This is a genomic window from Mesorhizobium sp. P2_D6, from assembly GCF_056404315.1.
The window spans coordinates 16,395-29,794 of the sequence record NZ_JBFUEG010000002.1; the positions used below are offsets into that span (position 1 = coordinate 16,395).

General features: G+C 62.6%; 11 protein-coding genes. 3 read left to right on the forward strand and 8 right to left on the reverse strand.

The genetic code is table 11. The annotated features are described in order from the left end of the window. Positions 1-14: 14 nt before the first annotated feature. From AC1D1L_RS03210 to flhA, 3 genes are read right to left on the reverse strand one after another with little or no spacing between them, the layout of a single operon-like run. Entirely contained in the window at positions 15-398 is a 384-nt protein-coding gene (locus AC1D1L_RS03210; protein WP_477338782.1) for a hypothetical protein, read from the reverse strand. Between the two features lies 1 nt (position 399). After that, positions 400-1,152: a flagellar biosynthetic protein FliR gene (gene fliR / locus AC1D1L_RS03215; RefSeq protein WP_192254473.1), complete on the reverse strand. Its 753-nt coding sequence runs from the start codon at positions 1,150-1,152 to the stop codon at positions 400-402. Then, a complete protein-coding gene (flhA, locus tag AC1D1L_RS03220) occupies positions 1,149-3,236 on the reverse strand; it encodes a flagellar biosynthesis protein FlhA (RefSeq protein WP_477338784.1) in 2,088 nt (695 codons plus the stop codon). The genes fliR and flhA overlap by 4 nt, the downstream gene beginning before the upstream one ends. Before the next feature lie 125 nt (positions 3,237-3,361). On the opposite strand from flhA, the gene AC1D1L_RS03225 reads away from it, so the two are divergent. After that, a complete protein-coding gene (locus AC1D1L_RS03225; protein WP_477338786.1) occupies positions 3,362-3,661 on the forward strand; it encodes a putative quinol monooxygenase in 300 nt (99 codons plus the stop codon). A gap of 656 nt (positions 3,662-4,317) precedes the next feature. Continuing rightward, the gene (locus AC1D1L_RS03230) at positions 4,318-6,093 is read left to right on the forward strand and encodes a chloride channel protein (RefSeq protein WP_477338788.1); all 1,776 of its coding nucleotides are present in this window, start codon (positions 4,318-4,320) and stop codon (positions 6,091-6,093) included. Between the two features lie 104 nt (positions 6,094-6,197). Here AC1D1L_RS03230 and AC1D1L_RS03235 read toward each other — a convergent pair whose 3' ends face one another. Both AC1D1L_RS03235 and AC1D1L_RS03240 read right to left on the reverse strand, forming a co-directional pair. Beyond that, entirely contained in the window at positions 6,198-8,231 is a 2,034-nt protein-coding gene (locus tag AC1D1L_RS03235) for a putative bifunctional diguanylate cyclase/phosphodiesterase (protein WP_477338790.1), read from the reverse strand. Between the two features lie 16 nt (positions 8,232-8,247). Next, the gene (locus AC1D1L_RS03240) at positions 8,248-8,904 is read right to left on the reverse strand and encodes a molybdopterin-dependent oxidoreductase (RefSeq protein WP_112559314.1); all 657 of its coding nucleotides are present in this window, start codon (positions 8,902-8,904) and stop codon (positions 8,248-8,250) included. Positions 8,905-8,944: 40 nt separating this feature from the next. On the opposite strand from AC1D1L_RS03240, the gene AC1D1L_RS03245 reads away from it, so the two are divergent. Then, on the forward strand, positions 8,945-9,238 hold the full coding sequence (locus AC1D1L_RS03245) for a cupin domain-containing protein (RefSeq protein ID WP_477338792.1): 294 nt from the start codon (positions 8,945-8,947) through the stop codon (positions 9,236-9,238). A gap of 87 nt (positions 9,239-9,325) precedes the next feature. On the opposite strand, the gene AC1D1L_RS03250 is transcribed toward AC1D1L_RS03245, so the two are convergent. From AC1D1L_RS03250 to fliQ, 3 genes are all read right to left on the reverse strand, one after another. Continuing rightward, positions 9,326-10,969 (reverse strand): MFS transporter, encoded by a 1,644-nt coding sequence (locus tag AC1D1L_RS03250; RefSeq protein WP_477338794.1) that lies wholly within the window; start codon positions 10,967-10,969, stop codon positions 9,326-9,328. A 209-nt stretch (positions 10,970-11,178) separates the two neighbouring features. Beyond that, the gene (gene asnB / locus AC1D1L_RS03255; protein WP_477338796.1) at positions 11,179-13,047 is read right to left on the reverse strand and encodes an asparagine synthase (glutamine-hydrolyzing); all 1,869 of its coding nucleotides are present in this window, start codon (positions 13,045-13,047) and stop codon (positions 11,179-11,181) included. Positions 13,048-13,117: 70 nt separating this feature from the next. Beyond that, positions 13,118-13,384, reverse strand: a complete 267-nt coding sequence (gene fliQ / locus AC1D1L_RS03260; RefSeq protein ID WP_127853917.1) for a flagellar biosynthesis protein FliQ — start codon at positions 13,382-13,384, stop codon at positions 13,118-13,120. Between the last annotated feature and the right edge of the window lie 16 nt (positions 13,385-13,400).

Genomic DNA, 13,400 nt, shown 5'->3' on the forward strand with positions numbered 1-13,400 from the left:
AAAAGCTCTCGCCACTACTCCTGCCCCCGCTTCTGGGCGATCAGATCGAGCCGGTCGCGGTCGGAGCGTTCGCGCTCGTCCTGGCGGCGCACGTCCTTGTAGGCTCGCTCGACCATGTTGGTGCGCGCCGTCGCCGTGGCAATCAGCCCGACCTCCTGCCTGGCGCTTTCCAGGCTCGCCTCCTGCCGGATCAGCGCGTTGGCGATGCGGCGATGGTAAAGGTCTGGAAACAGGACCGCCATCGACTGGTCGGCGTCGAAATGCTGGACCAGTTCCCTGGCCTCGGTCTCTGCGGATGCCGCCGCAGCCACGAAGCTCGCATGGCGGGTCTCGTGCAGGGCCTTCAACTGCTCCTGTACCTTGACCAGTTTCTTCAGCCGTTCCTTGCGCGTTGTCATCTCACCTCGCCAGCGTCAGGTCGACGAAGCCGTCGACGAAAAGCGACAGCATGGTGCCGATGGCGAAGTAGAAGATGATCATGCCGCCGGCGATGACGAAGGGCAGTGAGATGAAATAGACCGGGATCTGCGGCGTAAGCTTGTTGACGAAGCCGATCGTCAGGTTGACCAGGATGGCATAGGCGATGAACGGGCTGCCGAGCCGGAGGACCAGGAAGAAGGCGTCCGACACCGTGTCGGTGAGATCGACCAAGGCGGCCTGCGGGTTGAAGAAGACGTTGACCGGCGCCACCGTGTAGGAGGCAACCAGCGCGCGGATGATCTCGTGATCGAAATCGAAGACGAAGAGCAGCAGCAGCGCCGAAAACGAGATGATGGCGGCAAGGGCCGCCTGCGGTTCCGGCTCCTCGATGGCGGGGCCGCCGGTGCCGCCATAGCCGATCAGCATGGCGATGGCCGAGCCCATGAAGCGCAGCGCCTCCATATAGAGCCTGGTCATGGCGCCGATCAGCCCGCCGACGAGCAGTTCGGAAATGATCATCGGCGCCAGCACCTGCGGACGCGCATCGACGAAGGGAAAAATCTTGTCCCACAGGAAGGCGAGCAGGCCACCGGTGGCGGCGATCGACACGAACAGCCGGACCTGGACCGGCACGCGGGCGCTGGAGAGGCCCGGCATCAGCATGAAGCAGGCGCCGATGCGGCAGAAGGCGAGGAAGGCGGCGATGACGACGCCTTGCGACAGTATGTTCACGAGATCGTCCCGAGCACCTTGATCTCGACGCCCTTGGCGATTTCGACATGGGAGAGCACCGGCAGGGTGGTGAACAGGCGCTCGATGATCATGCGCACATAGGGCCGGGCATCGGGCGCGGTGACGAGAACGAAACGCTCGCCGGCCTCGAGATGTTTGCGGATCGCCTTGGTCGCGTCCTGGCCGAATTCCTCGAGCTGGCGCGGGTCGATGTCGAATTCGCGCACCTCGCCCTTGGCGTCGCGCTTGAGGCTTTGGTGGAAGGCGAGGTCCCAGCGGTTGCCGAGGCGCAGCACCTTGAGCATGCCGCCTTCGGAGAGATCGCCGCAGATCTGCTGCGCCATGCGGATGCGGACATGCTCGACGATCTGCTCGGTGCGGCGCACATGCGGCGCGATCTCGGCGATGGCCTCGATGATCAGGTGCAGGTTGCGGATCGAGACACGCTCGGCGAGCAGCAGCTTCAGCACCGCCTGCAGGCCGGGGTAGGAGATGTGCGAGGTGCAGATCTCGTCGGCGAGCTTGCGGTATTCCGGATCCTGGCGTTCGAGCAGCGCCTTCATGTCCTTGTAGGACAGAAGCTGCGGCAGGTTGTTACGGATCACCTCGGACAGATGGGTGAGCAGCACCGACATGTTGTCGGCAAAAGTGAAGTTCTCGCGCTTCAGATCCTCGGCAAAGGTTTCGAGCACCGAGAAGGCGCGCATGCCGAAGGCCGGCTCGCGGATTTCCTCGCCGGGAACGTCGGGCAGGTCGCGGGTGCCGAGCAGCACCATGATCTCGCCGACACGCATCTGGTATTCGGCAACGACGGTGCCATGGACCTTGATCTGGTAGCTCTTCGGCGGGATGCCGAAATCGTCGGCGACGCGCACTTCCGGCACGACGAAGCCGTATTGCGTGGCGAACTTCTTGCGCATCTTGGCCATGCGGAAGACCAGTTCCTGGTGCGACACCAGCAGCCGCGTCGACAGCTGCTTGCCGATCAAAAGTTCGATCTCGGCGGTGGTGAGCGAAGCCTTGACCGAGTTCTTCTCCTCCTCGACCTTGTTGGCCTTCTCCTGGTCCTTGAGCGCCTCGACGGCGGCAGCCTCTCGGTTGGCGCGCATCGGGATGACGTAGCCGAGGCCGGCCATGCCGGCGGCGAGCGTGAAGAACGGGAAGAACGGCAGGCCGGGCATCAGGCCGAGCAGGACGAGCAGCGAGGCCGCGACGTAAAGCGCGCGCGGATGGGCGCCGAGCTGGCCGAACACCGCCTGGTTGGTCGAGCCGCGCGTGCCGCCCTTGGAGACCAGCAGGCCGGCGGCGAGCGAGACGATCAGCGCCGGAATCTGGGTGACGAGGCCGTCGCCGACCGACAGCTTGATGAACACGTCGGCGGCTTCGCCCATGCCCATACCGTGCCTGATATAGCCGATGGCGATGCCGCCGACGATGTTGATGGCGGTGATGATCAGGCCGGCGATGGCGTCGCCGCGCACGAATTTCGAGGCGCCGTCCATCGAACCGAAGAAGGAGGATTCTTCCTCCAGTTCGCGGCGGCGGAGTTGCGCGGTCTTGTCGTCGATCATGCCGGCGGACAGATCGGCGTCGATCGACATCTGCTTGCCGGGGATGGCATCGAGGGTGAAGCGGGCGCCGACTTCGGCGATACGCGTGGCGCCCTTGGTGATGACGATGAAGTTGACCACGATAAGGATCATGAAGACGATCAGGCCGATGACGAAATCGCTGGCCATCACCAGTTTGGAAAAGCCGGCGATGACATAGCCGGCGGCATGCGTACCCTCATTGCCGTGCGACAGGATCATGCGCGTGGTGGCGATGTTGAGGGATAGCCGCAGCATCGTGGCGATGAGCAGCACAGTGGGGAAGGACGAGAAATCGAGCGGCCGCTGAATCCACAGCGCCACCATCAGGATCAGCACCGACAGCGCGATCGAGAAAGCGAGTCCGATGTCGATGAGGAAGGCCGGGATCGGCAGGAACAGCACGGCCAGGATGATGACGATGCCGATGGCGAAGAAGACATCGCGGCCGTTCTTGGCCACTGTTCCCGTCGCTAAGCTTTCGCTGATCGCCATATCGTCCCCGAGCCATGGACTGCCCGAACATGAGGGCAGCCCTTCGAGCCTAACCGGCCAAGCTTGCGCGAGGGTGGGAGGACTGGTTACTTGCCGCGAAGACAGAGGCCTTGAGGAGAACGATCATGCTGGTGATCATCGGTACCATCCGACTGCCGGCGGAGAGGCTCGACGAAGCAAGGCCGGCCATGCAGCGCATGATCCTGGGCAGCCGCACTGAACCCGGCTGCATCGAATATTCCTACGCGCAGGACGTGCTCGACGCCGGGCTCATCCATGTCACGGAGGTGTGGAGCGACAGGGAAGCGCTCGACGCGCATTTCCGCTCGCCGCACATCGCCGACTGGCGGGCCAGCTGGGCAGCGCTCGGCATCGGCGAGCGCAACCTCATGCTTTATGAGGCCGGCGAGCCCAAGCCGACTTAAGGACCAGGCTATGGCTAAGAAGGTCTGGAGCTAAGGTTTAGCAGGCATTGACCTGTCTGCAGGACCAACCGCCGCCATCGGTATCGTGGCAATCTTCATAGCTGCCGTAGCAGGAGTTTGTCGAATTGCGATACCAAGGATAGCCGCCAGGACAGCAAACGTCTTGTTGTGCAGTCTGGATAAATTCCTTTGCCGGTCGGCTTTGGTTTTCCGGATTGCCTCCCGACAAAAGAGACGTCGAGTGTGACACAGACCTAACCGGCATATCCACGCTTGAATTGCTTACGGCAGACGAGCTCAAAAAAATCATGCCAACAGCTAATGAAAAAAAATCTCCGCGCACTCATGTTCTCCTCCTCGAGGGAAATAGAGACGGGCAAAAATACCATAGTTGCGTCGATTGCGTAAGCGATCGCTCATATAGCCCGCAAGGGACTGAGGCAGGGCGGCGAGCCTGGCTGATCAGCAGGATGGTCACGATCAGAGCCGGCGTGCGGGTTTCCGCTTGCCCGCCTGAGCGAAGGATCTGCCGTCTTTCGCGGCTCGCCGCAACGCCAAAATGGCGCCACAAGCAGTCGGCATTGCGATTGCCACGCAATGCCGCCGGGCGTAACAGGCACGGCAGCTTTCATCCCTCGCACCCGCGAGCCGTTCCGTTGCCTAATGAACCCCAGGTCTATGCCCGTCGCCTGCGCGCGGTGCTGATCCGATCGGTCCCGCTGCTCGAGGCGCGCGGCATTGTCATCGTTGCCCTAGCCGGTGCCGTCGGGGTGATCTCGGCGGTGCTGGTCACCGGCATGAGCGAGGCCGTGCAGGGCCTGCATTTCCTTTTGTTCGGCGTCCAACCCGGCGGCCGGCTGTCGGGGATGTTTTCGCTGCAAAGCCCGTTCCAAGCGCTGATTCCGGCGATCGGCGGCATCCTGCTCGGCCTCACGGTGATCTGGCTGCGGAAGCGGAAATTCCGTACCCCGGTCGACCCGATCGAGGCCAATGCGCTGTACGGCGGACGCATGTCGCTTACCGACACCTTCATCATCGCCGGGCAGACGATGATCTCCAGCGGCTTCGGCGCTTCGGTCGGCCTGGAGGCCGGCTACACGCAGGTCGGCTCCGGCCTGGCGTCGCGGCTGGCGCGTGCGCTGCGGCTGCGCCGCAACGATGTGCGCATCCTGGTCGGCTGTGGCGCGGCCGGCGCCATCGCCGCTGCCTTCGATGCACCACTGACCGGCGCCTTTTACGGCTTCGAGCTGATCATCGGCATCTACTCGGTCGCCAATGTCGCGCCGGTGATGACTGCCGCGATCTGCGCGTCGCTGACCGCCGAGATGTTCGGTGTGGTGCCGTTTCCGATGGAACTCTCCGGCCTGCCGGAGCTGACCGCCAGCCAGTATCTGCCGTTCCTGCTGCTCGGGTTGCTGGGCGGTGCGGCCTCCATCGCCATCATGCATCTGGTCAGCCTGGTCGAGCGTGGCTTCGCGCGTCTGGCAATCGACGGTTCGCTTCGCCCGGTCATCGGCGGCGCCGCCGTCGGGCTGCTCGGGCTGATCACGCCGCAGGTTCTGTCCTCAGGCCATGGTGCGCTGCATCGCGAATTCGCGATGAATTACGGCCTCGCCGTCGTCGCCAGCGTCTTTGTGCTCAAGCTAGCGGCGTCGGCGATCTCGCTCGGCTCCGGCTTTCGCGGCGGTCTGTTCTTTGCCTCGCTGTTCCTCGGCGCGCTGCTCGGCAAGGCCTTTGCGGGCGTGATGGCCATCATTTCGCCGGCGACCGGCATCGACCCTTCCGTCGCCGCCGTTGTCGGCATGACGTCGCTTGCCGTGGGCGTCGTCGGCGGGCCACTGACCATGACCTTCCTGGCGCTGGAATCGACCCGCGACCTGACGTTGACCGGCGTCGTGCTGGCGGCCTCGCTGATGGCGGCGATCCTGGTGCGCGAAACCTTCGGCTACTCCTTCTCTACTTGGCGTTTTCACCTGCGCGGCGAGACCATCCGCAGCGCTCATGATGTCGGCTGGATGCGCAATCTGACGGTTGGGAAAATGATGCGCCAGGATGTTCGCACCGTCGATGCCGCAAAGACGCTTGCCGCGTTCCGCAAGGATGTGCCGCTGGGCTCGGCGCAGCGCGTCATCGCCGTCGATGAGGACCAGCATTATGTCGGCGTGCTGATCGTCGCCGAACTGCATAGCGACCCGTCCGACGGCGAGACGCCGGTGTTGGCGCTGGCCAAATTCACGGATGCGGTGCTGGTGCCGACCATGAACGTCCAGTCCGCCGCCGAAACCTTTCAGCGCGCCGGTGCCGAGGAACTGGCGGTGGTCGAGGACTTCGACAACCGGGCCGTTGTCGGACTTTTGACCGAGGGCCATCTGATGCGGCGCTACGCCGAGGAACTCGACAAGGCGCGGCGCGATCTGTCGGGTGAGGGCTGAGGGTTAGAGCAATTCCAGGAAAAGTGTGAGCGGTTTTCCGTCCGCAATTGCGTCAAAACAAGAAGATTGAGCGGTTCTCCGTTTCCGTCAAACGGTGAAACGCTCTAATTGGCGGTCTTCCGGCTTTGCTTGGCGACAACATTGGCTTTCCGCAGCAGAGTTGGGGCCGGCGCGAAGGGACTCAGCCTGAATTTTTCGATATGTTTGGCGCGGCCTTGCCTTGCGATGAGATAGTTTGTCATCAGTCTCTCCTCAACGGGCTCCGACATAAAGAACCCTTGAGCGCCGTGGCAGTGTTCGTGGATCAGAAAGTCGAGTTGAGCTTCGTTCTCCACCCCTTCCGCGACAACGGTCAGACCTAGCGAATTGCCCAGCGCGATGATCCCTCGAACCACATTCTGTTTCCTGGTGGAGGAAGCCAGATCGCCCAGGAACGAGCGATCGATTTTCAGTTGGTTCAAGTTGAAATCGGCAAGATATCCGAAGCTCGCATTGCCCGACCCAAAATCGTCGAGTGCCAGGCTGACTCCGATTTCTCGAATTTTGCCGATACTCTCCAGGGCATTGCGGCTGTCCTGGATAAATATACCTTCCGTGATCTCCAATTGCAGGCGCGATGGCGGCAATCCGGTCTGCTGCAGCATTTCGGTGAGGTGCGTCAGATAGGCATAGGCCTGGAGGCTTTTTCCAGAGACGTTGACTGAACAGATGAACTCCTCGGCGGAAATAGGCATCCATTTGGCGGCTTGCATGCAAGCCTTGCCCAGAACCACCTTGTCGAGTTCCAATATCAAATCACTCCGCTCCGCGATTGGAATGAACGATGCCGGCGGACGAACCGCCCCCGAGACAGCATCGCGCCAGCGGACCAGTGCCTCGGCGCCAGTCATGCGGCCGGTCGCCAGTTCGAACTGGGGTTGCCAAACCAGGAAGAACTCGTCGCAATTAAGCGCCCGTTTGATGGCTGCTTCTTCACCAAGCTGCATGTCGATCTGACTTAGGATCGAGGGCGAAAACGTCACGAAACCGGACCGTCCTTCGGCCTTCGCCTTGTAGAGAGCACTGTCTGCGTTGTGCAGCAACATGGAGATGTCGGAACCATGTTGGGGGAAACACGCCATGCCGATGCTGGCGCCAATGCGCACCTGGTGGCCCTCCAACTCGGCAAACCTGTTCAACTGCTCGCGCAAACATTCTCCCAAATCGTCACCAACGTTCCGCTCGGCAATAGCCATGATCGCAAATTCGTCTCCGCCCAATCGCACGGCGGCTACGTCGTCGGGCTGCTCGACCGACTCAAGGATTTCGGCAACCGCTTTCAGCAGCAGATCTCCGACGTGATGACCGAAGGTGTCGTTCACGCTCTTGAAGTGGTCGAGATCGATCAGCAGCAACTGAAGCTGTTTGCCGGTCTCCCTCGCCCGGTCCAGCATGGCGTCCCTGTTGGCTGCCATCCAGGCACGATTCTTCAACCCCGTCGTCGCGTCGCGCCAGGCAAGAAATTCCAGCTGCTTTATCGTTTCCCGGCGCCCGATGAACAGAACCGCGGTTCCCATCGCCAGCAGCGACAGGATCGTCAAGGCAAAGGCTATCTGATAGTTGAACCTCTTCAAGCTGACTTCCGACGAATAGAGATCGGCGTTAACTTCCTCGCCGTATTTGTAGTACTCGTCGTTCATCCGGCCGACGATCTGCTCAAGCTCCAAACCCAGTTCCGTCAGGCTTTTTTGATCGAGCGGTAGCCCCGCCGCAATCACGACATCAAGTCGCTTCACCGCATCGTCGACGCGCGGCACGATGCCTGCATAAGCTGGAATTGCGCTGATCGTCTCTCTGCCGTCGATCCGATCGAAGCGTATGTAAACCAGGTCGTTTGCCGCCGACAGTTGATCGAGGCTCTCCTGGGAATTGGGAGCGCCTTCGGCGAGTGAGATCATATCCCTCAGGTGGGTCACGTCGCGTATCGCGATATGGAATTCGCGGATGGCGAAGAACCCGAACCTAGGCAGCGATGACTCGATCTTGCTGATACTGATAAACAGCATGACGATGAGGATCGCGGAACCGATCGCCGCCAGCCCTATGGCGCTGCCGTAGGTAAGCGGAATTTGCCAGCCTCTCAGTCGAGTACCTACCATTGAGGCCTACAGCCGATCAGTTGCCGGACTCGATTGTCTTGATCAGCCAGATCCATCGCGGCTTACGGATCGGCGTGTCGAAGGCGGGGTGGTCCTTGAGAGGGTAGATCAGGCGGGTCGGTCCCTGCGTCCGTCGGGTGAGCAACTCTCCGTCCTGGCGGGTTGCTAGAAGCAGAGGCCCTTCCGTCCAATCTTCGTGCGGAATTACCTGCACGTATTCGTCCACTGCCCGCAGGGTAACGGAATCCCTATCTTCCAACCCCACGGATTTGAGCACGTCTCGGAACAGAACGCCTTGAAAGATCAGTTGCCCGTTCTCGAAAGGACTTGTGGTGACGACCTTGTAGAGGCCAAGCTTTTCCAACTGCCGCAGCGTGATCGGGATCGACTTGCCGTCCTTCTGAACGTTGAAAGCCACAGTCTCTGGTGGCTCCGGAAAGCTGGCCGGTTCTAGCGCCCAAACGGGCAACACGCCGATCGCCAGGACAGCCAGCATCAGCAGGCTGCGCACAAGCATAAACCGGCCCTTCTTTAGCAAGGACAACATATCACTATCCTTCCCGCCCAGCGGAGCCGCTACGGATCTTGGCCGCAGGATCTCGCTGGCTAACAGTCGATACTGCCGTTCAAAGCTTAATTTTTTGGTCGGTTTCGTTTCGAAGCTGGCCGCCAATCGCCGACAGCCTCACAGGCCACCGACTATGGAGCCCGACTTGATCGACCTTTCGACCTTCCACGATCTCGCCAAGGCCGAGATCGGCGCGTTCTCGCCCAAGGCGACCTCCATCGAAGGCGATCAGCTCGAGGCCGTGCGCGCGTTCTTCCAGTCGCCGGACGGAACCGTCGATATCGGCATCTGGGAATGCACGCCCGGCCGCTTCACCGCGGATCGTTCGGACTCGTCGGAGATCTGCCACATCATCTCGGGGCGCGTGGAACTGAGCCGCATCGACGGCGATGCGCGCGAACTCGGTCCGGGCGACCTGCTTGTCCTGCCGCAAGGCTGAAGGGCGAGTGGCGGATACGCGAGACCACGCGCAAGCACTACATGATCCAGAGCACCGGCTGAAGGGCGTCGCTCGGTCCAGACGAAATCAGTGGTCGATCGGGCCCTTTGGCGAGACCAGCGCGGTGCCGGCGGTCGTCGGGCGCTCGATCAGGCGGCGCACGCGCGGCGGTTCGTCGCCGCTGTGCAGCGCCCGCACCCGTTCGGTGACGACGGCGTCGGCATGGGTGGCGCGCCGGTTGTGGCGGATATATTCCAGCCAGGTCGGCGTGTGGTAGTGCTCGATCCAGACTGCGGGATTTTCGAGGTCGCGCGCCAGCGTCCAGTTGCGGGCGCCGTCGCGGCGGCGGATGCGGCCGCGCTCGGCCATGGTGGCGAGGAATTCGGGCACGTCCTCGTCGCGAATGACATACTCGATCATGATGGCGATCGGGCCGCTGCGTGGCTTTAGGTCGAGGCCGAGATGCGGCTCCTTGAAGCGGTTGAGCGGGTCGAGGTTGAGCGCGGTCTGCTGCGGCAAGGGCAGGAGCAGGCCGATGGCGCCCCCGACGAGCATTGCGATGCTTGCTGCAATGAGCGCGGTTTCGGCGCCATGCGCATCGGCAACGACACCCCAGATCCAGCTGCCCAGCGCGATGCCGCCGAAGGTCGCCGTCTGGTAGACCGACAGCACCCGGCCGACGACCCAGCGCGGCGTCGACATCTGCACGGTGACGTTGAAGTGCGACAGGGCGATCACCCAACAGGCGCCGCCAATGAGGAGGCCCGCTGATGTCTGCCAGGCATTGTGGCTGATTGCGGCGTTGAGGGCGCAGACGGCGAAGCCGGCGAAGGCCATGCGCACCATCGTCTCGCTGGACAGCAATTGCCGCAGACGCACGCTGATCAGCGCACCGCCGACGGCGCCGATGCCGAAGGCGCCGAGCATGATGCCGTAGGTCAAGGCATCGCCCTTGACGACGTCGCGCGCCACCAGCGGCAGCAGCGCCAGAACCGCGCCGGCGCTGAAGCCGAAGGCGGAGCCCCTGACCAGCACCTTGCCGATGTTGGGCGACATGGCGACATAGCGCAGGCCGGCGCCCATGGCCGCACCCAGCGTCTCGCGCGGCAGCGTCGAGACCGGCAGCTCCGGTTTCCAGCGGAAGAGCACGACGATGAGGCCGATATAGCTCAGCGCATTGGCGGCAAAGGCAGCGGCCGCACCGGCGGCGGCAACGATGATGCCGCCGATCGCCGGACCGACGCTGCGGGTCAGGTTGAAGCCGAGGGAATTCAGCGCAACAGCCGCCGGCAGCTTGTTGCGCGGCACCATGTCGCCGACCGATGCCTGCCAGGACGGATTGTTGAGCGCCGTGCCGCTGTCGATCAGGAAGGTGAAGGCAAGCAGCGTCCACGGCGTCATCCAGCCGTTCCAGGTGAACAGCGTTAGAAGTGCAGAGACGACCAGCATGAAGACCTGGGCGATCAGCATCACCTTGCGCCGGTTGAAGCTGTCGGCAATGGCGCCGGCGACGAGCGCAAACAGCATGATCGGCAGAGTGGTCGAGGCCTGGACCAGCGCCACCTGATAGGGCGAGGTGGCGATGGTGGTCATCATCCAGGCGGCGCCGACGCCCTGGATCAGGCCACCGAAATTCGACACCAGGCTGGCCGACCAGACGGCGCGAAAAATACCATGCCGGAACGGCGCCAGCGCCGAGACGCGTTCGCTGTCCGGCTCGTCATCGATCATCAGACCTGTCCCACCTTCATGCGCTGGTTTCGTCCGCCGGGACGACAATCATGGCATCCGTTTGAAATAGAGCACGACATCCAAAAGGGCGAACGCCCCTTCGAAAAAGATCATGGTCCAACAACAGGGTAGCAAGGCGAAAATACGTCAGCCGGCAAGGGTTCGCTGCCCAGGGCGATGTTCTCGTTGGTCCACCGCGCCGGGGGAAGTCAGCTTCTGTCGCGGGCGGCGGCATGCAGAGCTTCGGTCAGCGTACCCGTCGTCTCGCCGCCGGCGTGAAGGCGCAGGAAAAGCTCCATGCCGACAAGCCGCAGCCTGGAAGGTTCTTCGCGCCGCGCGAACTGGATCATGTCCCCCACGCTGGCTGTGGGCCACTTCATGGCATCGCGCAGGAAACCGCCGCGCAGCAAAGTCTCGGTGCCGGCCGAAAATTCGGACGATATCTCGAAGCCGATCTTGCGCGCCTGGACGTTCTGGCGCGGAATATGCTTTTGCGCGACCTTCCGCAAAAGCCATTTTCCTGTTTTGTCGCGGTATTTATGCCGCCTCGGCAAATGTATCGCGAAATCGATCAGCCGGTTCTCCAGGAACGGGACCCGCAGCTCCACGGACGCCGCCATGCTCAGCCGGTCGTGCCGGTGCAGGATGTCCTGCAGATGTGAATAGAGGTCATAGAGGCAATGTCCGAGGAAGGCACGATCGGCGGGCGGCGCTACCGGCTGCAAGCGGTCGAAAATCTCGGTCTGGAGGAAGTTCAGCTCCGGCGACAGGGCGCGCAGGACCATGTTGCGCTCCATTTGTGAGTGGCTTCCAGCCGAGACCTTGTAGGGCGCACGGCGCTGATGCTCGAATCTTCGGTCGAGCGAGCGCTTCGAATGCAACAGACGCCGGGGCCACGACCAGGGGCGCCACATCTTCAGGCTCAAGGCCTGTAGTGGGTAACCGCCAAACAATTCGTCAGCGCCTTCACCGGTCAGCAACACCTTGACGCCGTCCACCCGGCATTGTTCGGCAAGCGCCAGCAGCCCGACATGGCTGGCGTGCCAGCCATCGCTTTCCAGATGCCAGATTACCCTTGGCCAAAGGTCGAAAAAACGGTCCCTGTCGACTGGCACCCGGCGCAAGGGCACACCGACATGGCGGCCGGTGCGCTCGGCGTCTTCGGCCTCGCTACGGCCGAGCTGCGGGTCGACGACATAACCATGGACCTCTGGCCTGAACCGCCTTGCCAGCGCCGTTATCAGGCCGGAATCGACGCCGCTGCTGCAGGCCGTGGCGACGCCGGTATCGGCGATGCAGTGAAGCTCGACGCTGTCCTTGAGCAGCGCCTCGAGCGTCGCCATGTGCTCAGCGTCAGAGGACACGTCGCCAGTGATGCGCGCGGTCTCCAGCACGTCCAGCACATGCCAGAAGCGGCGCTTTTCGATACCGCCGTCGGTGATCTTCCACAGGCCGGCAGGCGGCAAGCGCTCGATGCGGTCGAACAGGCTGTAGCTGGAATCGCGGCTCTGCCAGGCCAGCCGCAAGGTCATCTCGCGGCTGTCGATGTCGCGCGGAAAACCATCGCAAGTGAGGATCGCCTTGTCCTCGGAGGCAAACAGGAATCGATCCGGCATGTCGGCCACCGACATCGGCTTGATGCCGAGACGGTCACGAGCAAGCCACAGCGCACTGTTGCGGGCGTCGAAATAGGCGAAGGAAAACATGCCGTCGAACAGCGGCACGGCCTTTTCGGGACCCCAGTGATGCAGGGCTTCGAGGACCACTTCGGCATCGCTGATGGTTCGAAAGACCAGGCCTTGCGCCTGCAGTGTTTCGCGCAGCGAGCGGTAGTTGTAGACCTCGCCATTGTAGACGAGGACGCCCTGGCCGGATGCGGTCAGCATCGGTTCGCGGGCGGCGGGCGAGGGGTCGATGATGGTCAGCCGGCGATGGCCGAGGGCCAGCCGGTTGTTGCTCCAGCTGTCGTGATCATCGGGGCCGCGATGCACCAGCGCCTGCATCATGCGGATGACATCCGACAGGTCGTTGGCGTCGATCGGGTTTCGCTTGCGCCAGACGCCGGCTATTCCGCACATGGCCTGCCGGTCGATGTTGCCTGGGTCATGACTCGCAATTTAGCGGGAACGAGGCAGGCCGCAAGCGTGCCTAGAATCCGTTTTCGATGCGCTCGAAGATGACGTTGGTGAAGGCCGAAATCTGGCTGCCGATGAACGGGCCGGTCAGGGCCACGACCAGCATGATGGCGACGATCTTGGGCACAAAGGTCAGGGTGATTTCCTGAATCTGGGTCAGGGCCTGGATCAGCGCGATGCCGATGCCGACCGCCATGGCGACCAGCACCACCGGCGCGGAAGCGGTGAGCACCGTCCACACCGCGTACTGGACGATGTCGAGTGCGTCGGCCTCGTTCATGTGAGCGCGCCTCTAC

Coding starts and splice junctions, on each gene's coding strand:
- flhA (WP_477338784.1), bottom strand. CDS start 3,236: ATGGCGATCAGCGAAAGCTTAGCGACGGGAACAGTGGCCAAGAACGGC.
- AC1D1L_RS03225 (WP_477338786.1), top strand. CDS start 3,362: ATGCTGGTGATCATCGGTACCATCCGACTGCCGGCGGAGAGGCTCGAC.
- AC1D1L_RS03235 (WP_477338790.1), bottom strand. CDS start 8,231: ATGGTAGGTACTCGACTGAGAGGCTGGCAAATTCCGCTTACCTACGGC.
- fliQ (WP_127853917.1), bottom strand. CDS start 13,384: ATGAACGAGGCCGACGCACTCGACATCGTCCAGTACGCGGTGTGGACG.
- AC1D1L_RS03210 (WP_477338782.1), bottom strand. CDS start 398: ATGACAACGCGCAAGGAACGGCTGAAGAAACTGGTCAAGGTACAGGAG.
- AC1D1L_RS03250 (WP_477338794.1), bottom strand. CDS start 10,969: ATGATCGATGACGAGCCGGACAGCGAACGCGTCTCGGCGCTGGCGCCG.
- asnB (WP_477338796.1), bottom strand. CDS start 13,047: ATGTGCGGAATAGCCGGCGTCTGGCGCAAGCGAAACCCGATCGACGCC.